The 22,890-nt window shown below is 45.4% G+C and carries 12 protein-coding genes; 6 read left to right on the top strand and 6 right to left on the bottom strand.

Annotated elements, in window-relative coordinates:
• Positions 1-73: 73 nt before the first annotated feature.
• Both KWJ01_RS28345 and KWJ01_RS15045 read right to left on the bottom strand, forming a co-directional pair.
• On the bottom strand, positions 74-1,285 hold the full coding sequence (locus KWJ01_RS28345) for a glycosyltransferase (RefSeq protein ID WP_224997449.1): 1,212 nt from the start codon (positions 1,283-1,285) through the stop codon (positions 74-76).
• Between the two features lie 19 nt (positions 1,286-1,304).
• Entirely contained in the window at positions 1,305-3,560 is a 2,256-nt protein-coding gene (locus KWJ01_RS15045) for a Wzz/FepE/Etk N-terminal domain-containing protein (RefSeq protein WP_224997447.1), read from the bottom strand.
• Between the two features lie 1,137 nt (positions 3,561-4,697).
• Between KWJ01_RS15045 and KWJ01_RS15040 the strand changes: the two genes are divergently transcribed.
• Positions 4,698-5,792, top strand: a complete 1,095-nt coding sequence (locus KWJ01_RS15040) for a glycosyltransferase family 2 protein (RefSeq protein ID WP_370634726.1) — start codon at positions 4,698-4,700, stop codon at positions 5,790-5,792.
• Between the two features lie 178 nt (positions 5,793-5,970).
• On the opposite strand, the gene KWJ01_RS15035 is transcribed toward KWJ01_RS15040, so the two are convergent.
• Both KWJ01_RS15035 and KWJ01_RS15030 read right to left on the bottom strand, forming a co-directional pair.
• Complete coding sequence (locus KWJ01_RS15035) at positions 5,971-6,636, bottom strand: porin family protein (protein WP_224997442.1); 666 nt, start codon at positions 6,634-6,636, stop codon at positions 5,971-5,973.
• 248 nt (positions 6,637-6,884) lie between these two features.
• On the bottom strand, positions 6,885-8,846 hold the full coding sequence (locus tag KWJ01_RS15030; protein ID WP_224997440.1) for an OmpA family protein: 1,962 nt from the start codon (positions 8,844-8,846) through the stop codon (positions 6,885-6,887).
• 824 nt (positions 8,847-9,670) lie between these two features.
• On the opposite strand from KWJ01_RS15030, the gene KWJ01_RS15025 reads away from it, so the two are divergent.
• From KWJ01_RS15025 to KWJ01_RS15015, 3 genes are all read left to right on the top strand, one after another.
• Complete coding sequence (locus tag KWJ01_RS15025; RefSeq protein ID WP_224997438.1) at positions 9,671-11,110, top strand: GMC family oxidoreductase; 1,440 nt, start codon at positions 9,671-9,673, stop codon at positions 11,108-11,110.
• 10 nt (positions 11,111-11,120) lie between these two features.
• Positions 11,121-11,540: a twin-arginine translocation signal domain-containing protein gene (locus tag KWJ01_RS15020; protein WP_224997436.1), complete on the top strand. Its 420-nt coding sequence runs from the start codon at positions 11,121-11,123 to the stop codon at positions 11,538-11,540.
• 326 nt (positions 11,541-11,866) lie between these two features.
• Positions 11,867-13,327 (top strand): hypothetical protein, encoded by a 1,461-nt coding sequence (locus KWJ01_RS15015; protein ID WP_224997435.1) that lies wholly within the window; start codon positions 11,867-11,869, stop codon positions 13,325-13,327.
• A 199-nt stretch (positions 13,328-13,526) separates the two neighbouring features.
• On the opposite strand, the gene KWJ01_RS15010 is transcribed toward KWJ01_RS15015, so the two are convergent.
• Entirely contained in the window at positions 13,527-15,023 is a 1,497-nt protein-coding gene (locus KWJ01_RS15010; RefSeq protein ID WP_224997433.1) for a SusD/RagB family nutrient-binding outer membrane lipoprotein, read from the bottom strand.
• Positions 15,024-15,034: 11 nt separating this feature from the next.
• Positions 15,035-18,289, bottom strand: a complete 3,255-nt coding sequence (locus KWJ01_RS15005) for a SusC/RagA family TonB-linked outer membrane protein (RefSeq protein ID WP_224997431.1) — start codon at positions 18,287-18,289, stop codon at positions 15,035-15,037.
• A gap of 601 nt (positions 18,290-18,890) precedes the next feature.
• On the opposite strand from KWJ01_RS15005, the gene KWJ01_RS15000 reads away from it, so the two are divergent.
• Together KWJ01_RS15000 and KWJ01_RS14995 are read left to right on the top strand one after the other, a co-directional pair.
• Positions 18,891-21,977: a two-component regulator propeller domain-containing protein gene (locus tag KWJ01_RS15000; RefSeq protein ID WP_224997429.1), complete on the top strand. Its 3,087-nt coding sequence runs from the start codon at positions 18,891-18,893 to the stop codon at positions 21,975-21,977.
• Positions 21,978-22,024: 47 nt separating this feature from the next.
• Positions 22,025-22,651, top strand: a complete 627-nt coding sequence (locus KWJ01_RS14995; RefSeq protein WP_224997427.1) for a response regulator transcription factor — start codon at positions 22,025-22,027, stop codon at positions 22,649-22,651.
• The last annotated feature ends 239 nt before the right edge of the window (positions 22,652-22,890 follow it).

Here is a 22,890-nt window from a genome sequence, read left to right as displayed (position 1 = left end):
CTTTTCCAGTGTTGCTTCCTTGGTATTTTTGATGGGATCTTCTTCCATAAATCATCCGTTCTGTTCAACTTCCCTAATATACCGCTGCTTTGGCTGTTTTCTGTTCTAAAAGATCCTGAAGCACTTCTTCCAGGGTCTCTACCCTGCTTTCCCAGCTGTTTTGTATAGCAAAGCCTGCTCTTTGCTTTCTTTTCTCAGGTGTATCGGCCTCCACTTCCTGCTGTAGCTTTCTTACAAAATCTTCTTTCGAGGCTGCCACAGCAGCAATAGCTGAAAACTCATTGAGGTCAGCAAAATCTGTCATTACCACAGGCAGGCCTGCGGCAAGGTACTCATTAATTTTCAGGGGATAGATGTTCCTGGTAAAACTATTACAGGCAAAAGGTATCATACCGGCATGAAAACCAGCCACTTCCGCAGGCAACTGCTCTGGTTGGCGCGCTCCCCTTAGTTCTACATTTGCATACTTTCTGAAGCGATCGGCCATGGCCTGCGAAACAATACGACCTGTAATCACAAACTTATATTCAGGCATTTGCTCAAAGCAATAAGCAAGCAGATCGGCATCAATGCGATCATCTACAGAGCCTAAATATCCAATCACCTTCTGTTTTTCCTTTGCCGGTGGCAACTCCCGGAAGCCCTGGTGAAAAAGGTTGTAATCAACCCCGTTCTTCACTAAGTATGCAGCTGGGTTCAGTTTTCTTTTAGCAGCCAGCAGGGCATCTGAGGTTGTGATAACGCCATCTGCCTGTTTCATGAAAATTTCTTCCTGCCAGGCACCATGTCTGCCGCACCATTGCGCCGCACTGATTTCATCATAGCAGTAGTAAACCAATAAGGATTCGTCTAGTTTACCAGCCATGGGCACACCAAAAAACGGGCTGAAGGCATTGATCACGATTGGATTATTAAAGCCAAGGTCATGTATGGCCCCACGCACGCTCTCCCCTACCTTCTTACCCTCCTGTGCCATCACTGCTTTGTACAGGCCGGGAGAGGTTATCCAGTTGGCAGGCATCACAGGCGGAGGCGTAAGCACATGCACCTCTGATCCAAAGCGTGTATGAATTTTTCTTAATCTTGGGGTAAAGCCAAGCATACGCTGCCAGGGAGCCTTTTGCTTGCCCACAGCTGCCATCAGGGCATCTTTCCAGGTAAAGGTGTAGTCTACATAAAGAACCCTGTGCCGCTTTGCCAGCAACGACATAATCTGAACAATCGTCTTCATATAGTCGCCCTCCCAGGTAGGAAGGGCAACACAAACTATGTCTTTCTTTTGCACTAAAATGTGGTTATGGTTATTACAGCTTAAGGTTCTTGTGCTCCACCTTATTTACTACCGCCCCCATAAGGCTACCGTTAAGCTCCTTCAGGTAACGGATAGATTCCTTATCCAGCTGCTTGATTACCGATTGGGCTGAAAATACTGCTACCACTTTTTCTGCATAGCGTATCAGCTCTTTGGTGTCAGAATAATCGTTCAGAGAAGCACCCTCCAGGAATATGTAATCGTAATGATGCTTTAACTCTACCATTAACGAGTTAAACCCTTTACCAGATAATATTTCTGCCGGAGAGGCAATGGTTACATGGCTGCCAATAATATCTATATTGGTGTGGTGTGTTGGAGAAATGAAAGAGTAATGATCTGATTCTTCCGTTTCTGTTGCAGCATCTGCTGTGGCAGCTGCCGTTGTAGATTCCTCTTTCTTTGCAGCATTGCCCTCGGTTAAGAGCAGTTTACCATTTGCCATATAGCCATTCAGCAACTTGGTGTTCTGCGGCTTGGCCAGCAGGCTTTGTGTAAGCGTGTTGTGTTTGAAATTAGTATCAATAATCAGCACACGCTTATGAAGCAGGCTTAAAGAATAGGCCAGCGTCATGATCACAAATGATTTGCCTTCTGCCTGTTTGGTGCTGGTGAACAGAAATACCTGCTTACCACTCTCCTCCAGCTCAAAGCGCAGTTTGCGCAGCAGGTGCTTAAAGGTTTCCAGGCTTTCCTCTTTATGGGTGTTATGGAAGAGGTCGTACAGATCTAGCTTTGAGGCGTTGATCTGGTTAAGCGTACCGGCAACCGGCAGGCGCGTCTGGTTTTCGAAGTTTTGCGGCGTTCTGATAGAAAGGTCAACATACTCTATCAGGAGTACAACCACCAGGCAAAGGAACAGGCTCACCAGTCCGGCCATGGTTATAAAGATCCAGTTCTTGGATGGCTCGGGCTCAATGGCTGGTTGCCCGTAAATAACCTGGTGAATGTTTCCGGTATCTACAAGCGCCACGTTTTTAGCGGCATTCAGTTTTTCCTGTGCAGAGGTGTATTCATTGGAAGCAAGCTCCACTTCACGCTCGAGCTCTGCTATTGTAGACTTTTTATCTGCAAAATCAGATTTGATGGCATTAAGCATAGCCAGCTGGCCTTCTAGCGACCTGATCCTGCCCCTGCTCACATCTATCTCCAGAAGTGTCTGGTTTTTATTTTCCTCCAGGGTAATAATCTTATCCTGCGAACCATACAAACCGAATTGTGCTTTTGCAGACTCTTCTTTGATCTGGTTGCGCACCAAATCTATACTGTCGCGCAGTTGCTGGTTATTACTGCCAATATAACGCGAGTTCAGGCTTTCAAGCTTATTCTGCAGCTCCACGATCCTGGTGTTTCTTGCACTGCCGGCACCATCACTCTTAAAGTAATTCAGCTGCTTGTTTATATCCCTTAAGGTTAGTTCAAGCCCCATGAGCTTACTTTGCTCATCCTGCTTTTCACGTTCAATATTAGCTATCTGGCTTACTTTGGAATCTCCCTCCAGGTTTGCATTCAATACTTTGCTGTCTGCCAGGTAAGAACGGAGCAGTTCTCTTTTCTCATCCAGGCTTTTTCTTTTTTCTTCTACCAGTGTGGCAAAAAATTCTACCGACTGCCCTGAACGTTGTCCATGCATTACATCGTGGTAACGCCTGAATTCATCAACAAAGGTATTCACCACAAAAGCAGAAAGCTGGGGGTTTTCAGACAGGTAGGAGATATCGATATAGTCTGTGTTTTTTACACGCTCTATACCCACCCCTTCCGATAAGGTATTGTAGTCGTAGCCATAGAATTTAAGTAAATCTATAAGCTTACGGTCCTGGTCATCGAATGCATTGAGCACCTCCATGTTATCAAGCTTTTGCCTGAAAACAACTGCTGCCTGCTGCAGATCATTTTTGCTAAAGTACTTATGAAAGTCCTCGCTCTCTGCCTGGGTCCTGAAAGCATCGGGGCTTTCCAGGTCGTGCAGAATAAGCCGGTAAGACAGTAAGCCCACCACTACCGGAGACTTAAACGTCTGGATAAGGTTATTGAATTTCAGATCTGCCTCCCAGGGAGAAAATCTTTCTTCATTGAGTTGTACCTTCTCTCTTATTGTGATACCGGTTGCTACCTGCGTGGTAGAGGAATAGTAATCTTCCGTATCCCTGAGCAGCATGTATGCAATGCCCGCTGTGATTAAAGGAACAGTAATTAATAACCAGAGACGTTTGAGGAGTATCCTGAAAATGTGTACGAGGTCCATAACTTAGTTAAAAAAGCAGATGAATACGGCTTATTTTATTACGTACAAATGTAAAAATAATTATTGTATAATGGAGGTGTAATTTATAAATTTATATTGATAATCTATAATTAATCTTCAATAAAATCAAGCTAGATATATATTTAATACAATTAAAAAGGCTCTCGTTTACTAAAACAGTTCAATTACAAAGACTTACAATATATAATTACAGGAGGTCTTTTACCGATAAAACTTATTATTTCTTACTTAACGATAAAAGCATTTAGCTTGATCATGTTATTTGAAGATGCCCTTCAACATCATATCCACATCAACATATATTGGCTCCACATTTTCATGTGTAGTGCGATTCCACTTCTTAAACGGAATCATAATTTTTTAGTTGACTTCGATGCAAAATTATAACAGTAGGTTTTGTCATAAGCAGGTTAACGCACCCGTTTGCAGCACGCTAAACAATTGATTTTCACCCAATGGCACTAGCTAAAATATTTTTTCAGGAACACGGTTTCTTGAAAGTTTGCCGATGATGCCCGGCACATCCTATAGAAAGCCTGGAAAAGGGAGGCGGTTGGCTGTGCTTTTATGTAAGCTACTTCTGGCCCATCTTATACCCCCTGCCGCAAAAGGATTGGGCTGCTTCATTAAGCCAGGTGTAAACTTCGTATCTGGCAGATGCTCAACAAACAGATTAGATGAGCAGGGGCTACCCTCCTGCCTGAGCTCCTAAGTATACATCAGTAGTATAAGTATACTCCCCTTGCTTTATCTTCAAACGGAGCGGGTAAAGCATCCTTTTCAAAAGCATCTTTCATTTATTTTTTCTTCAATTCAAACCCTTATACCTGATCAAAACGTATAAGCACCAAAATAATCTCTGTAGCTGCACTACAGGCAGGCATAAAGCAAATGTTTACAATATATAAGTATACAGCCCCTATCAAACTACTTCACAAAGCCTGATATAATTTGAGTCAATGGCTTCCTTGTATAACTTTTTATATTTTTATTTGTAAATATATTATCAACCTTAAGTTCCTCTCTTCCACCATGAAGTTTATTGCAATACTTTTTTGGCTCAGTCTTTTCATTGTTTTTTACTCGTACATGGGTTACGGGTTATTGTTGTGGTTCATGATAAAAGTAAAAAGGTTATTCAGGGGAAAACCATTTGCAGCAGAACCTCCTGAGTGGCCTACGGTAACCCTACTTGTTGCAGCCTATAACGAGGAGGAAGACATCCAGACAAAGATTTTTAATTCGCTAACGCTCGACTACCCCACTGAACGTATCAAATATATGTTTGTGACCGACGGCTCTGATGACCGCACCCCAGAGATAGTAGCCCGTTATCCGCAACTGGTGCACCTGCACCGCCCGGAGCGCCAGGGAAAACTGGCAGCAGTAGAGCGTGCCATGAAGCAGGTAACAACCGATCTGGTTGTGTTTACTGATGCCAATACCCTGCTCAATCCACAGGCTATCAAAAACATGGCCAGGCATTTCAAAGATGAAAAAGTGGGTGCTGTTGCCGGAGAAAAGAAAGTGCTTAGTGCCCAGGAAGATGCCGCAGCAGGTGCTGGCGAAGGCTTTTACTGGCGCTACGAAAACACACTTAAGCGCTGGGACTCCGAACTACATACCGTTGTGGGTGCTGCCGGTGAGCTGTTTGCCATACGCAGCAGCTGCTTTGAAGCTGTACCGCGTAATACTGTAATAGAAGATTTTTACCTAACCATGCGCATTGCCCAAAAGGGCTACCGTGTAATTTACGAACCTGAAGCATGTGCAGAAGAGCTTCCTTCCGCAAATTCAGGAGAAGAACTGAAGCGCAAAATCCGCATCGCTGCCGGAGGCATTCAGGCTGTAGTGAGGCTTAAATCTGTGTTGAACCCACTCCGTTATGGCTGGCTAAGCTTTCAGTATGTATCGCACAGGGTGCTGCGCTGGACCCTCGCCCCTCTTTCACTGCTGATCATCCTGTTGTCTAACATGGCACTTGCCCTTAGTGGATCTCCGTTCTTTCAGCTTGTATTAGGTGCACAGTTAGTATTCTATGCATTTGCCCTGCTGGGTTTTTTACTGGAAAACAGGCGTACCCGCATAAAAGTATTTTTTATACCCTACTACTTCTTTATGATGAATTATGCTGTTTATGCCGGTTTCTGGCGATACCTGCGCGGCAGCCAGTCTGCTGTCTGGGAACGTGCTAAACGCCAGGCTGCTTAATGTTCCACTGCATTATTCAATACAGCCAGGCTGTGCAATACTGGCGGCAGTGTAATGATTACTCTGAGATACAGGGCTAGATGCCAAAGAGTGTCTCATTGTAAAATAAAAAAACCAAAAAGCCCCGCTTCCAGGCAGGGCTTTTTGGTTTGCAGATCTTTATTATTCAAAATGTTGATTAGAGTCCAAAGGTATATCCTACTGAAACCTTGATCACCCTGTTGTAGGCATCAAAGTTACTTTTACCCTCATCAAGGGAGCTTAGACCCCACTCATATCCTGCCTGCAGGTTCAAGCCCTGGGCAAATTCATATCCGATACCACCGGCTACACCAAAGTCAGCTTTGCGTAAACCTGGATCTACCTCCCAGTTCTGCTCATAAGACAAGCCCAGGATGCCAGCTTCTGCATTCACCTCATTTGCTACCAGGTATGAGAGCTGTGGTCCGGCGTACACCTGAAATCCGGGGCCGAGGTGAAAGCGCATCAGAACAGGCATTTCTATATAGTGTGAATTATTAGTTACCGTAGCCTGTGGCCTGATAAAGCTGTTTGTACCAAACGTCTGTGTAACGCGCATCCCTTTGCCAGAATAGTATATGCCCGGCTCGATGGAAACAGCATTGCTGATTGGTACCTGCAGATATGCCCCCGCATGAAAAGAAGGATTCATTTCTGTTTTAACCACCCCTGTAGCATCTAACATATCGGTGAAGCTCTCTACAGCATCGCCACCCCAGGTGGCTGCGTTAAATCCTGCACGTATACCGCCACGTACCTGCGCCTGGGCCTGTAGCGTAAAAATAAATACTGCAGCAAAAAGGGTTAATGCAATCTTTTTCATAGTAACGAAGTTTAAAAACACTTATTCATTTGATAAGCGTAATCGAAAAATCGTGCCAAAAAAGACAATTAGTTCCCAGCTATTAGTATTCAAATTTGCTAGGCCTGACCGGAAGCCTGCACAAAATAAGTTATAATACCAGGGCAAACAGCTCCCCGGTAGAAGACTGCTACAGTTGAAACCAACTTATACAATATGAACGGGCGCAGAACCAATTGATCATTTACTGCGCCGGCTATGGTATCTCCTTAGAAAGAGAGTACTTCTATTTCTGTTCGCCGGTTCAGTGCCCTTCCTTCCTCCTCATCGTCGTTGGAGAACAGGGGTCGCTCCTGTCCATATCCCATTACCGATAAACGGCCCGCCTCAATGCCATTGTTCACCAGGTAGTCCATAACAGACTGGGCTCTTTTTTGTGATAATTGCTTGTTGTAATGAGCCTTCCCAACATTATCGGTATGCCCGTTAATCTGAATTTTAATGGATGGTGACCGCTGCAGAAAGTCCCTGATCTTATCGAGCTCAATGATAGATTCTGTTCTAAGATTAGACTTACCTGTTTCGAAAAAAATGTTGGCCATAATAGCCTTGGTACCTACTTTGATAGCACTCATGCGCAGGTCTGTGTTCATGTGCCTGGTTTTCTCACCCATGCGGCTGATTTTAAGGGTACGCGATAAAATAATATATCCGTCAGACTCGGCGCTAAGGGCATACAGGCCTTCCTTCTCAACACTTAGGCTGAAAATACCCTGTTCATCTGTCTGTGCTACAGATATTATGTTACCGGATTGTGGATCGGCAATGGTGAGTGTACCCTGCAGGGGCTTTCCGCTTTCAGCATCCAGCAACTGCCCCGAATAGACTGCCGCCGCCGGGAGTACTGGTTTAGCTTCGGAACGCACAGCCGCCGCCTCTTCTTTTTTCTTTTTGGCTGCTGCTAATATTGCGTTTACCTTTTCATCCAGAAAGGTAATTCTGTAGAGATCTGCCTTACCTTCCCCACCCTCCTGAACAGATGTATAATAAGCCTGGGTACGGTTTTCAGCCATGATAAAATGAAAATTATCATCGGGGGTATTGATGGGGTATCCCATGTTTACCGGCTTTTGCCACTGCTGCCCCGACCATTCGCTCCTGAACACATCGTAACCTCCCAGCCCCCGACGACCATCGGAGCTAAAGTAAAGTGTTTTGCTGTCGGGGTGTATATAGGGAGAGTCTTCAGAACCTGCAGTGTTGATAGTTGGCCCCAGGTTTACAGGCAATCCCCATTTGCCATCTGCCTGGCGCTCGCTCGTGTAAATATCGAGATCACCCTGCCCGCCAGGCCTGTCGCTGGCAAAAAACAGGCGCTTGCCATCCGGAGTGATCGACAGCGAGGTTTCCCAATAAGGTGTGTTGATGGGATCAGGCAGGGGTTCCGGTTCGCTCCAGTCACTGCCATCAAACACCGAGCGATAGAGGTCCCCTCCATTTTCTTCTATGTACAGGTAAAGCTCCCTGCCATTGGCCGAAATGCCGGCAGCGGCGTCGTGGTAATCATAGTTAATGTTTTCACTGATCTGCACAGGGGCGGTCCAGTTATCGCCACGGCGGTAGCAAATGTATATATCTTCAAAAGACTCTCCGTCGGCTGTTTTTTGCCCCCCCGTAGAACCCTCCCTGCGGCTTGTGAACACCAGTACAGACTGATCTGGAGTAATAATAGGCGCATAGTCATGTGCTGGGGAATTTATCGCTGAACCCAGGTTTTCTATCTCTACGGCTACCGGGTTGCTAATGAGCGAATCGCCCTGCTGGCATTGCCTGATCCTGGGGGTTACATCTGGCTTGTTCGATAAACGTAGCTTGGCATAAGCATTATAATGCTCAATGGCTTCTTCAAACTGGTAGTTGTGCTGGCAGGCAAGCCCCATGTAAAATCTGATGTCGGGATCTTTTTGAGGTGCCAGCTTTAGAACTTTAGTCAGATAGGGCAAAGCATAGTGTTTATAATCACTAAGCAAATAAGCACATCCAATATGCAGAGCCAGATCAACATTTCCCGGCTCCAGTTTCTCTGCCTCCAGGTAATAATGCAGGGCACTGTTGATTTCACCACGATCGTAATGCTTCTTGCCCTTTTTCATTAGTTTCTTGTAATCCTGTGCAAAAAGCTGGGCAGATACCAGCAACAATAACAGAACTATACAGAAGCGCTTGCTCATGATAAAAAAAGAATATTGTTACTATGATAGATGTTTTAGCGCTTAAATAGTATTACCCTGCCGGTGCTGTAACGCAAGAATAGAAACGAAATAGCATTTTTTTAAAGCCTTAGCAGTAACCTGAAAAAGAAAACAGCGTATTGATTGTGCCCGAGCACACGATAGCGCTAAAGCCCTGCACTTTTTAAATAATAATTAGGACTTATATAACGTGTAATGTCAGGGAAATGATTACACCACTTTAGTTAAAGAAAAGCTTTAATCTGTTGCCATAAGGCTGTAGCGCTGATGCCTGTGCTCTGCAGTGGCGCTTCTGCCCTGCTGGTACATCATCATAAAGTTAATAAGCTTGATTAGTGTAAAAGGTCATCGGCAGGTGTAAGCATTATCCTGCTGTTGGACCTGGGGATCAGCCACATAGAACTCAAAATAGGAATTAGCTGGAAAATTACTCGAAAAAAGCACTTATTATTTCTAATATTTAAAGAAATTATTCAAATTGCGGTGTACTTTTTAATTAGTTCCATCTTAAAATGTAGAGATGGTTAGTGCTGGTAAGGCAATTGGAAATAGAACACAAGCCCTGCACCTCTTTGTAGTCTTATTACAAATCAGGTTTAAGGCTTACAGTAAAGTACTGCAGGGCATCTAGAGCAGAATGATTTTTTAGCTGATTTATGCTTAGCACAGATAAGGATCTTTAAGCAGAATTCGCAAACAATTAATATAGCATTAAATGAAAGCTGTACTTTATAGTTTACATTAGATCTGACTATTATTTAAATATACCTCTATCACCATTTTTACATTAAACTTTTAGTCTGGTGAAACACGACTCATATGATTTAGTAGTGATCGGTACAGGCTTTGCCTCATCCTTCTTTCTGAAAAAATACTTAAGTAAGGCTGCTGCTTCTGCAAAAGTACTGGTTTTAGAGCGCGGGCATCTGTACCCCCATCAGGAAAGACTTAAGGAAAAAAGGGGCGAAGAAACCCCTTATGCAAAACTTAATGTCCCCTATGAAGACTCCTACATCAATAATAATCCGGAAAAACACTGGAAGTTTCAGCCTGCTTTCGGAGGTAGCTCTAACTGCTGGTATGGCTGCACGCCACGTTTCTTACCATCCGACTTTAAGATGAAGAGCCTCTATGGTGTTGCCAACGACTGGCCTGTACAGTACGATGAGCTGGAGGATTACTATACTGAGGCAGAAGAGACCATGTCCATATCCGGACCTGCTGATGAAACACCTTTCCCCAGGAAAGGCCCCTACCCGCAGCCTCCGCACGAATTCACTACGGTAGATAAAGTACTGAAGCAAAAGTATGGGAAGCTTTATATTAACCAACCCACTGCCCGTAGTCGTGTTCAGGTAAATGGCAGAGGCATCTGCTGCGGCAGTGCAGTTTGCCATACCTGCCCGGTAGATGCAAAATTTACTATTGAAAACTCAGGTATCGGCGTTTATGAAGACAGCCGCGTTGAGTTGATAACGGGTGCACCGGTACTGCACCTGGACCTGCAACAGGACAAAGTAAAGGCTGTACATTTTCAGAAGGACGGCAGGGACCAGAAAGTTAGCGGCGAAGTTGTTGCCCTGGGCACCAATGCCATGTTCAATGCAAACATTTTGTTGAATTCCGGCGATTCGAACAAATTTACCGGAAAGTACCTGGGTGAGCAGTATGGTTTGCAAACCATGGTTTACCTGGATGGACAGGCAAATGTTGGTGGCAGCACCTGGGTAAATGCCAATGGCTATATGCTCTATGACGGTGACCACCGCAGGGAGTATGCAGCATGCCTGATGGAATCCAGCAATTATCCTTATTTCCGCCTGGAGCGGGGCAAATGGCGCAACATCATCAGCTTCAGGATGATCTTTGAAGACCTGCCCCAGGAGCGTAATTATGTTGCCACAACAGCAGATGTGCTGAAACCTGCCGTACACTTCAAGGGGATTTCGGAATATGCCAGCAAGGCAGTAGAAAAAATGAAAGAGAACCTGCCGGGCATACTCTCCTGCCTGCCAGTGGAAAAGATTGAACACGAACCACCCTTCGATACAGAAGCACACATATTGGGTACTGCACGTATGAGCAATTCTGCCAGCGATGGTGTGGTAGATAAGCACTTGATACACCATCAGTACCGTAACCTGTTTGTGCTCGGGGGCAGTAGCTTCACCACTTTTACGCCTGCTAACCCTACACTTACCATATCAGCGCTGTCGCTTTATGCAGCTGATCAATCATTTTAATTTTTAAGTCATGCAAAGAAGGAAATTTTTACAACTTACCGGCCTGGGTGCTGCAGCACTTGCCCTGCCAGGGATAGGTTACAGTGCAATTTCTACGGAACAGGCAATGGCCGGAATTTTGAAGAACGAATTTGACTACCTGAAATTAGACGAAAAGGGTGTTGAGCAGTTTGTTGCTGACTTCTTCAAATACAGGGGACAAGGTAAATATGTACACATAAAAGCCAGAACGCTTTATCTGCTAAAGATCAAATCAACTGATTCCTCCCTGGTAGATTTCCTTGCAAGGGAATATATTCTTTCTACTGACTTTTTCATCAACAAAATGGATGAAAGCAAAACAGTAAAGTACATTGGCCTGTATGATGCGCATAAACGCCCATGCGCTAATCCTTTTACTTATAACTATTACCAGCATTTGAGCGCTTAGCAGTTTATTTGCAAGCCCTTAGCTGCACCTGCAAATAAAAGGTCATCAATAATTATTATAGTCGCACCGTTATCACAACTGTAGCAGGGTAAACAGTTATGATAAGGCTGTGACTATAATTGTTTCTTACTACAACATCAGGTTAATGTGTCTTAAAAGGAGCTTTATTCTAGTAATAGAAAAAAATTAACAAATAAAAGTTCAAACTTCACAACCTGAATTGTAGGCCAGCCGTTAAAAGCGTATCAGATTTTTTTACTACTCCCTGATGGCAGACAAAAAAGAGTGAATTTTCGGTTTTTTCAACTATCAACTGAATCATCTGCATGTATTCGAATGTACTCATTAACCAACAAGATCTGTCGGAACCAGTAGAAAGCCACTACCATTCTACTGAAATCAGGTATAAGATCTTTGTGAGCATCTGGGCCATCTCCACCCTTTTCCACATGGCTACCAACAGGATGTTCACGATTGAGTTTCACTACTTCTTGCTAAGTGCAGCTGCAGTTTACCTGATGTTTAAGCCCTCTTCCATTATTAGGCTGCTAGTTTTTATAGCCCTGCAACTGTATGAGGTGTTTAATGCTCTTCCCATGGGCAGCAACCACTGGATATTTGCAGCCTTTGTGAATTTAACAATCCTACATGCACTTATTTACTTGGTGCTCAAACATAAGAGCTTCCGGATAGATCGTGTTGAGTTCCTGGAAACCCTTGCCCCAATCGTGAGAATTGAACTCATCATTCTTTACTTTTTTGTAGTTTTTCACAAACTGAATTCCGACTTCTTTACAACGGAAGTTAGTTGTGCCTCTGATTTTTACGTGGCGCAAAATGCTTACTCGATATTACCATCAACAACAGATATACTAGCCCTTAATGCTTATCTTACTGTTTTTGTTGAAGCACTGATACCGATTCTGTTGTGCATAAGGCGAACACGAAACTGGGGCTTGCTCATTGGACTGGTGTTTCACTGTGTAATTGCCTATAATCCAATCAATGGCTTTTACGATTTCTCTTCGGTTATTTTTGCTTTGTACTTCCTGTTTACCAGCTACCGCTTCAGCAATAAATTATACAATGTGTATAAAGCCACTTATAGCAGAAAGTTCTTTATCAAGGCACAGTTACCCAGCTTTAGTTACCTTAAGCTAGGTATGTTCCTGCTGGTGTTTCTGGCCGGAGTTGCAGTAGTGCATGTTTTAACAACCGGGTTTAAAGATTATTTCAGGCATGTAATCTGGACAGCTTTCAGCTTTGGCTTTATTGCAATCTTTATTACGGCCATGCTCACCAGGGATACCAAAACAGGCGCATCAGACAAAGCCTTTTCTATTGCCCATGCTTCTTTACTGATTATACCAATACTGGTATTCTTTAATGGTATATGCCCTTACCTGGGCTTGAAAACAGAGTCATCTTTTGCTATGTTTTCTAACTTAAGAACAGAAGGTGGCATATCGAACCACCTGATTGTACCTGCTTCTGTGCAGATTTTTGATTATCAGAAAGAACTGGTGCAAATCAAATCATCCAGCGATAAAGTACTTAAAAAATATGTAAGGCAGAACAAGATGGTGGTGTACCCGCACTTTCAGCGGATCATATCAATGCGGAAGCCTGCAAATGTTACCTACGTTTATAAGGGCCAGGAGAAAACTTTTTCAATGGCAAGTGCTGCTCCCGGCGATCCACTGCTGGAGCAGCAACCTTACTGGTTCAGAAAGTTAATCCGTTTTCGCCCAATCAGCGAAAAGCTTCCGCAGCCCTGTGCACATTAGTGATTATTTAAAGATACCAATCAACCAACCACGCTCAATGAAAAAAAACACTCCCAGGCGGGAGTGTTTTTTTATGTATGAAGAGGATGGATTGACAATAATTAGGTGCATCAAGGCAGGTACTTAAACTGCATCAGAGAGAATTGAGCAGAACAATGTGAAACCTGCCGTAGGAACTCGTGAATATCACGCACACATGCTACTGATCTGCAACATCGAAGAACAGTCGGCTTTCTACGGAATCATCTCCCCCCAGCGAAGCACGGGCCACTGCGGCTTCATAGTTAGCCTTATTCACATTTTGTTCGCTTACCGGGTAGAAGTAACGAACCGGTATACCGGAAATGGCACCTGCCGCTTCTTCTAATTTTGGATAATCGAGGCGCCTCCACTGCAACCAGGAGGTATAACCCCGGTTATAAAAGGCCAGCCATGACTGGATGCCTATTTTACGCTGTGCTTCCGCATCCCAGCCACTACCTGTATACTGCACATCCTCATCCTGGAGGTAGCTCTGTATGGCAGCTTCTTCAACATCCCAGTACCGCATGGAGGAGGTGATGGCTTCATAATAGTTATCTTCGGCTGTACCTGCTACAGCCCAGCCTCTCGCTGCTGCTTCTGCCATGTAAAACTTAACCTCGGTATAATCGAGCAGAACAGCTTCGAGGTTTTGAAGTGTCAGGGCTTTGCCAGGTAATGAGTAATTGGTAAAAGGTGTACTTCTCTGGCCTGGAAAGCCACCAACATACGCTACTCCTTCCGCAGCAAGGGTGGTATCGAAGTAAACAGGTAACCTTGGATCATAAACATCATCATCAAGCACATCTGCAGGATCGCCAATGGTATCCAATGCTGCAATCATGGTAGTAGCAGCAACAAAATCCCTGCGACCACTCTGAATCAGGTTTGTCCACAGAGGGTTCGTATTTGGCGGTACCGTTGAAAAGGCAAAAGCTGCATTGTCGGCATCAGAAGTAAACGCATGTGGCGCCGCTGCTTCCACTATTGATTTTGCCTGGGCGCTGTTAGCGTCTGCCATCATCATGCCCAGGCGCATTTTTAAAGAATTGCTGAATTTGATCCATTGGCCAACATTGCCACCATACAGTACATCTGCTGTTTCAAATACCACTACTCCCCTGTTTGCATTAAGGGTAGCTATAGCTGCATCTAATCTTTCCAGCAAAAGCCCGTAAATCTGGTAAGCATCATCATAGGCGGGCTGAATTCTATTGATATCCATGGCCTCGCGGTATGGAACATCACCAAAAGTCGTGATCAGTACAGACCAGGTGTAAACCTCCAGCACATCTATCATTGCCAGCTGGTTTTCCTTTTCGGCAGCATCCAGCTCGGTATTGGCCTCAATGAGCCTCCTGCTTTCCACCAGATCGGCTATAACATCTCTGTTAAGTGTGTGCCAGAAGGCATCGTTGATCCCCCTGTTCGAAATGTCGTAGCGAGCTTCATTCATATACTGCACCTCGTTCCAGTACTGCATGATGAGCCTGAAAATATTCAGGTTTACACTGGGGCTGGCCATTGCATGCGCCAGGCTAAGCTGTGCATTGGAAAAAAGTGTAACAGGATCTGCTGTTGCTGGCCGCTTGCTGTCTTCGTTAAGGCCATCCAGCTCGCAGGAGGTAAAAAACACCCCCACAGCCATCAAACCAGTTATAATTATCTTCTTCATAGTTGTTCTCTTTAGAAATTCACTTTGATGTTAAAGCCAATGTTGCGGGTGGTGGGATATACCCCTACCTGGTAACCATGGATATTGCCTGCGCTAAGACCGGCTTCAGGATCTGCATAGGGCAGGTTTTTGTGTATGATCCACAGGTTTCTGCCCACCAGTGAAACATCCACTCCCTTGATCAGCCCTATGCGCGACATCAGCTTCTCGGGTAGTGAATAGGTAAGTGCCAGCTGACGCAGCTTTACATAACTTGCATCATATACAAACTGCCTGGATGGTGCTGCATCTGAGCCCCAGGCCGTTAGCTTATATACAGGAATACGGGTGGTGTTGGGGGTACCATCTGCGTTTACACCCGGCAGAATTACGCCGCCACCAGCTTCAAGGGTATTACGCACAGGATTACCAAGATCATTCAAGCCTGCTGTTTCTTCATATATACCAGTGAGTAAGCCATAGGCCATATCAAGCGAGTAAACATCTCCACCCTTCTGCACATCGATCAGGAAATCAAGACCAATACCTTTGTACTTAAGGGTGTTGGTAAGGCCGCCTGTCCAGTCGGGATTGATATCACCTATGATGTTGTTGGAGTTGTCGCTGAATACATAGTGTCCTTCTTCTACCAGGGGCTGGCCGTTTACATACACAAAGTCACTTCCGCGAAGGGTGCCATAGGGTTCTCCTACAGCTGCATTGAGGGTAACATCGCTCTGGAAACTGGCAATCTGCAGGTTATCTGTTTCGCCAAGCGATAAAACTTTATTCCTGTTTCTGGTCCAGTTAACACCCATTTTCCAGCTAAAGTCTTTGTTTCTGACAGGGTATGCAAAAGCCGAAAGCTCCACACCCTTATTTTCAATCTCACCTGCGTTTACAATTTTAAAATCGTAACCGGTAGAGCGTGAAACCGGCAGGGGTACAATCTGGTCTACTGCCCTGGAATTGTAGTAGGTAAGGTCAAAGCCCAGGCGGCCATCGAGGTAAGAGGTTTCCACCCCAATCTCAAAACTTTTGTTGCGTTCCGGCTTCAGGTCAGGGTTTCTCTTTACATTATCCAGGGAGGCAAGCGGAATGCCGTTAATGCCGGTGGGTACATCGTAGGTATCATCTACATAATATACTGGTGCAGCATTACCAACTTCAGCATAATTCAAACGCAGCTTTCCGTAGGTTAGCAGCGGAGATTCTTTCATTAGCTCAGAGAACACAAAGCTGCTGGATACAGAAGGATAGTAATAGGCATTATTTGCCTGTGGTAAGGTAGATGACTGGTCCCTGCGCAGGGCCAGGTCAAGGAACAACAACTCTTTGTACCCAAGGGTGGTATTGGCAAACAGGCCGTTTACCTGCTCCGCAGACTGCACTTCTGCCGGTGCCTCTATAGGATTGGCAGAGTTGAGCAGTGCATACAGCCGCGGAATAAGCAAACCACCATTGGTCTGGGCAAAAACAGAGTTGATCTCTGTTCTGCGAATGTTTGTACCTACCAGCCCCTTAAAGCTGATTACTTCGCTAAGATCTTTATTGAAGCTCAGCATCAGGTCGTAGTTACGTTCAGCAAAGCTGCGGTTAAACAGGGTATATTCAGATACACCCACACTGCCTATGGCAATACGCTCTTCCTGCATCTCATCATAGGTATCCAGAGAAATACGGCCCATTACATCCAGCCAGTCGTTCAGCTTATAGTTAAGCATGGCATAGCCAAAGTAGCGCTTCCTTTCATCGTTCTGGTAGTTTTCATAGCGTGTCCAGTAGGGGTTATCCCAGTAGGCAGGGCGCATTTGTTCCCTTGGCACTGTGGGGTCCAGCCAGTTCCAGGTTATATTTTCACGATTTCTGAAATAAGCCTGTTCCTGCTCTTTCAGATCCACGTTTACCTGCCACCATTCACGAAAGCCTGTCATTAAGTTACGGCCACCGCTACCATCATAACCGGTGCCATAGCGGCCAAGACCTTCTATGTTAGAGAAGTTAACAGAGGCAGTGGCTTTGAGCCTGCTGCTCACATCATAAGAGGCAGAGAAATTCACCAGGTTCTTTTTGATCTGGCTGTTGGGTAAAATACCTTCCTCACTGTTTCTGGTGTAGCCTAGCTTATAGGTTGCCTTTTCGCTGCCACCATCCAGAAAAATGCTGTTGTTGGTAGAAACCGGGTTTCTGAAAAAAGTGATAGGGCCGTTTTCTGCTGCTACCCATGGCCGTTTTTTTCCAAAGTTCGGCGAACTGGGGTCAAAGGCATCCCAGTGGTACACCATTCTTTGCGGATCGAAAGGAGCGCCAAAGGAACCGTCATCATTGGTGTTAACAATTGTACCATCTGCTCCATTACCATCAAACCAGTAATATTCATCCGGGGTGGCCGGGTTCCGGTCATGGTCGCTGGCACCATAACCTGCACCATACCCTGTCTGATATTTCGGAAAGGTACTTTTATCTACAAAGCCTACAAACACACCAGAATTTACCGATACTCCTATACCCTTGTTCTTGGAGCCCTTTTTGGTGGTGATAAGCACTACACCATTGGCAGCCCTGGATCCATAAAGAGCAGTTGCAGCGGCACCTTTCAGTACGTTCACCGATTCAATGTCATCCGGGTTAATATCGGAGGCAGCATTGCCATAATCATAGCCACCTCCCCCCTGCTGCTGGTTGCGGTTTGGGTCTGCAGAGCCATTGGTGTTGGTGTTAGAGTTATCTACCGGCACACCATCTATCACAAACAGGGCCTGGTTGTTGCCGGTGAGGGAGGTTGCACCCCTGATTATTACGTTGGCAGATCCACCCATGGTATTGCCCTGGCGTATGTTGAGACCAGGCACACGGCCGGATAAGGAGTTGATAAAGTTGGCGTCGCGCTGCTGGCTGATTACGGTTCCTTCTACTTTTTCTGCTGCATAAGAAAGCTCATTTCTGCTTCTCTCAATACCGAGTGCAGTTACCACTACCTCACTTAGTGTCTCAACGTCTTCGGCCAGCTGCACATCAATTACAGACTGGTTGCCTACCGGTATCTCCTGAACTGTATAGCCTACAAATGAATAAACCAGCACTGCCCCTTCGGCAGGCACTTCAATTTTGTAAGTACCGTCCAGGTCGGTAATGGTACCTGCCGCTGTACCTTTAACCTTAATGGCAACGCCCGGCAGTCCCTGGCCATCGCTCCTGGATACTACCGTACCGCTTACTGTTCGCTGCGCCCAGGCTATACCAATAGCCATTAGCCAGACAACTCCTGCAAGTAAAATCCTTTTCATAAATGGTAAAAATGTTATTAGACAAAAAGCAGTCTGGAGGCAGATGGCTGTGTAAAAACACAGCCCTACACAACAGGCTCAATCAAAAGTAGAGACATAACAATTCCGTAACATCACCCAGATTGGGGGATGGGGTTGCTGCGTTTATGATCGTCCTACCTATAAAAAGTGAGTCCAATCAACAAAGCAGTAGCTCGAAAAGCAGCTGTAAACCAGGCTGGTAAACAGGCAGGCAAAGCATAAAACGCAATAGAAAACACCCTATGCAGATCAACAGGCAGCAGCATTATTGCTAAACAGCCTTAGCAGCAATCTTCCGCTTTACAATCTTCCAGAAGGCAAATTCAACAAAAGGTGCGTTTGCCTGCTTCTCCAAATTGGGGGATGGTTCCTCAAAATATTTACAGGAATTTTATGAAAGACTAAGAGCAGCAGCACAAGCCTCCCTAAAACAGGCTAAGACCGGGGTATAGCTACTGTTGAGGATACCGCTGGCATGTATGGGTAGGGAGTAAAAAAACAGTGCTGCAGAAAAATTGGGCGTTAGCTATTCAATATTTTCATTAAATATTTCTAGATTTCTTCTGTAAACAAAGTGTACATGCACTGGGCACATCGGATATGGCTGTTACTGTTTGTAGGCTCCGGTCTCTGCAGCTGGTATTCAGCAGCGGCCCAATCGCTGTACTTCAGAAATTACGACCTGGCACAGGGGCTTCCCTCCTCATCCGTTGTAAAAGTTACCCAAGATTCCATTGGCAACCTGTGGCTGGCAACCGCCGGTGGTGGCATTAGCAAGTTCGATAGTGAAGGTTTCACCAATTACAGCATTGCCGATGGCTTGCCCAACAGTATGGTGCACGACCTGGTCTCAAAACATCAAAAACTATACATAGGCACACACTCCGGCCTTAGTATTTTCGATGGTAAAAAATTTACAAACATACAGGTTGATGAGCAGTACGATCAAAAGCCTGTTTTTATGCTACATGTAGATGAGCAGGCTACGGTTTGGATGGGCGGCCCCTTTAATGGATTAAAGGCCCTGAAAAACAAAAAGATCATTCACTACTCTTTTCCGCTGGAGCCGGAAGAAGCCAGGGTACAGAGCCTAGCAGCCAGTGCCGATGGTTCTCTGTATATTGGCTTTGATACCGGCAGCCTCTACGTTCAGCGAAACGGCCGCTTTAAAAAGCTAAAGCAATTTTATAAAGCTGTAAGCGCTCTCCTGTTTACTTCAGATTCTTCCTTATGGGTTGGCACCCGGCAGGAGCTTTTCAGGCTAAAAGACAACAACTGGAGGCTGATAGATACCCACGCTGCCTTGATGATTCACATGGCAGAAGGAAAAGACAACAAGCTATGGGTAAACGATGGCAGGAATTTATACACCATCAGGGTACTACCCCACACCACAGAGAAAACCATTTACAAAAACCAGCCCCAACCCGATGCCGATATTGTAGGCGTGTTTGTTGATAAAGACAAGAACCTGTGGCTGAACTCATACCTGAAAGGTATTTTTCTGGGCTATGAGGCACCCTTCAGGTCACACCAGAGCCAGGAAGTAAAGCGGGCTTTTGTTTTTGGTATTCAGCAGGACAGCAAGGAAAACATCTACTATTCTACCCTTACCGACGGCTTACTGCGCCAAAGCAAAAGCGGTACTGTAGAGAATGTAACAGCCAGCTTGAAAATACCCACCACCACCCTGCTATCCGCACTGGTAGACCGGCAGGACCGGCTCTGGATCTCCTCTAGCTCGCATGGGGTAATTTGTGTAGATAAAGATAAAACCAGGAGCATTACTACCATAAATGGCAAAACCAGCAAGTATGGAAGAATACTTGGGCAGGATTCAGGTGGAAACATCTGGCTTTACAATTCACATGGACTCTATCGCTGGGATGGCAAACACTATACCAACTACACCACAGAAGATGGCCTCTACTCTCACCGGATTGGTAGTTTCTGCGAGCTTAAGTCCGGCGAAATCCTGGTGGGATCAGCAGGGGGTGTAAACCTGCTTAAAGATGGCGCCATCAGCCCTTTTCTGCCGGAGTACTTCGAAACAAAAGAAATTAGCAGAATTGTAGAAGATGCCTGGGGCAATTTGTGGTTTGCAGTCATGGGTGAGGGCCTGCTGTATTACAGGCAATCAAGCGGCAGGGCTTTTTCATCTAAGCGAATAACAGCCTTAAGCCAGCAGGATGGGCTGTTATCAGACATGATCTATACCCTTTTTACAGATGCACATGGTCATTTATGGGTAGGTACCACCAGGGGGATCAACAAACTAAAAATTGACCGGAACGGAATTCGCAGCATCGAAGCCTATGGCGAATCGCAGGGATTTGCTGGCAAGTTTACCAATCCGGCAGCTTTTCTGGTAAAAGACCGGGAAATTTACTTTGGCAGTGGTTTAGGGGTATACATTTACGATAGTTTGCATGACACCAAAGTAGCAAATGTAAAGCCATACCTGACCAATGTTACGCTCAACAACACCAAATGCAACTGGAAAACCCTGGGAGCAACCATCAATCCCTGGACGAACGTACCGGCAGCACTTACTTATGAAAGCGGCAACAGCACTGTTACCTTCAGGTTTAATGCAATAAACTATACAAACAAACAGGACATCGTATACGCCTACACCCTCCTGGGCCATGACAAAGGCTGGTCGGAACCAACCACTGCAGGCACTGTTACCTATGCTAACCTGGCGCCGGGCAAGTATACGCTGCAGGTGGTGGCAGGCACTCCCGATCAGCTTCATATTGCCACGCCCTGTTCTTATACCTTTACAGTAACAGCAGCCTACTACCAGACTGGCTGGTTTGCACTGCTTTGCCTTGTGCTGCTGCTTAGCCTGATCTTTTTTACCGACAGAGCCCTATCGCGCTACCGCATGCGTAAAACGCTGGCCTTTGAATCTTTTAAAAGCAAAGAACGCGATGCCATACGACATGCGCTGGCACGTGATTTTCATGATGAGATCGGTAATGTAATTGCAGGCATCAGCACCTACTCAAATGTGCTGCAGCTAAAGCTTAAAGATGCCCCTGAAGATATCCTCAAAACCCTTATCAAGATTGAGGCCGCCTCCAAAACGCTGTACTCCGGCACAAAAGATTTCATCTGGTCTATTGACCGCTCCAATGATGAGCTCGTTGAAATCTTCTTCCATGTGAAAGACTTTGGCGACCATTTTTTTACACCCTGTGGCATTGAGTTTTTTGCTGAAAACCGCCTCTGCGAGGGCCTGAAGGTGCCCCTGGTACAGGGGGCCAGCCGGCACATCACCAGAATTCTCAAGGAAATGATGACCAACGTGATGAAGCATGCAGAAGCCACAGAGGTACATTTTACCCTTGATTATGATACAACCATTTTTGCCTGGGTAATTACCTTCCGCGATAACGGCAAAGGTTTTTCGCTTATGGACCCGGGAGGTTACGGGTTAAAAAATATGCGGCAGCGGGCAGAAATGATAGGTGCCGAACTTGATTTTATTGCCCTTGAAAAAGGCCTGGCGGTAAGACTGAAGATTGAAGACAGAGATGCCGCCTCACAGGCAGGCAACCAAACATCAGCCCATAAAAACACTGATAAAGATGGCAAAGCCAGCCTCTGGAGCAGGGTGAGCAGGCGCTCCTTCTCCCGGGTACTGATGAAATGGCGCTAAGCCTTATTTTACCGCTGATTGAACATACATAAGAAACGTATAATTAAATGAGTCTTAGAACACGCATAGCAATAGTGGAAGACAACACTGCTGTACGGGAAGGTTTTGCCACATTGCTGAATAGCATTGATAAGTATATGGTTGTGGGCCTGCACGAAACTGCCGAAGAGGCCATTGTGCTAATGGAGCAGGAAAATCCGCATATTGTGCTCATGGATATTGGCCTGCCGGGCATGAACGGAATTGAAGCCATTCGTGAAATGCGCAGAATAAACGCCAGGTGCCAGTTTATCATAATCTCTGTGCACGAAGACAGTGAGCTGGTGTTTCAGGCTCTCTGTGCCGGCGCAACAGGCTATATCACCAAGAATTCAAACTATATGGAGATCCTGAATGCTATTAACGAGGTGCTTTCAGGTGGTGCTCCTATGAGCACCAAAATTGCCCGCATGGTAATCAGCTCCTTTCAAACCAGCACCTACACCCCACTCACCAAACGCGAAATGGAAGTACTGCAGGAGCTGGCCCGTGGTAAAAGCTACAGCATGATTGCCAAAAGCCTGGGCATTACCAACGAAACTTCCAGGAGCCACATCAAAAGCATTTATTCCAAACTGGAGGTGAACACCAAATATGAAGCCCTGGAGAAGGCTAAGAAAGATAAACTTATATAAGCGCTTTGAAAAACATTGCAGTGGTTACCCCTGTTCAGATCTACTTTCTGATGTGCTTGCAGTGATCCTTATCCTCAAACATAAGCATCTAAGGGTATAAAACTATCTATACCAGCTAACTCCCCGGGCTGATTATTTATCTGTAATTTAAACAGAGCCTACATTACGCTTAAAAAACATACAGAACCAAATCTAGGGTTACAGAGTTTGATACGTGGACCATACGCTTCAACAGTTCT

The organism is Cesiribacter sp. SM1, from assembly GCF_020178975.1.
In the GTDB taxonomy this organism is placed as follows: domain Bacteria; phylum Bacteroidota; class Bacteroidia; order Cytophagales; family Cyclobacteriaceae; genus Cesiribacter.
This window is presented reverse-complemented; position numbering and strand designations above follow the sequence as displayed.

Coding starts and splice junctions, on each gene's coding strand:
- KWJ01_RS15045 (WP_224997447.1), bottom strand. CDS start 3,560: ATGGACCTCGTACACATTTTCAGGATACTCCTCAAACGTCTCTGGTTA.
- KWJ01_RS15040 (WP_370634726.1), top strand. CDS start 4,698: ATGATAAAAGTAAAAAGGTTATTCAGGGGAAAACCATTTGCAGCAGAA.
- KWJ01_RS15035 (WP_224997442.1), bottom strand. CDS start 6,636: ATGAAAAAGATTGCATTAACCCTTTTTGCTGCAGTATTTATTTTTACG.
- KWJ01_RS15030 (WP_224997440.1), bottom strand. CDS start 8,846: ATGAGCAAGCGCTTCTGTATAGTTCTGTTATTGTTGCTGGTATCTGCC.
- KWJ01_RS15020 (WP_224997436.1), top strand. CDS start 11,121: ATGCAAAGAAGGAAATTTTTACAACTTACCGGCCTGGGTGCTGCAGCA.
- KWJ01_RS15015 (WP_224997435.1), top strand. CDS start 11,867: ATGTATTCGAATGTACTCATTAACCAACAAGATCTGTCGGAACCAGTA.
- KWJ01_RS15010 (WP_224997433.1), bottom strand. CDS start 15,023: ATGAAGAAGATAATTATAACTGGTTTGATGGCTGTGGGGGTGTTTTTT.
- KWJ01_RS15005 (WP_224997431.1), bottom strand. CDS start 18,289: ATGAAAAGGATTTTACTTGCAGGAGTTGTCTGGCTAATGGCTATTGGT.
- KWJ01_RS15000 (WP_224997429.1), top strand. CDS start 18,891: ATGCACTGGGCACATCGGATATGGCTGTTACTGTTTGTAGGCTCCGGT.
- KWJ01_RS14995 (WP_224997427.1), top strand. CDS start 22,025: ATGAGTCTTAGAACACGCATAGCAATAGTGGAAGACAACACTGCTGTA.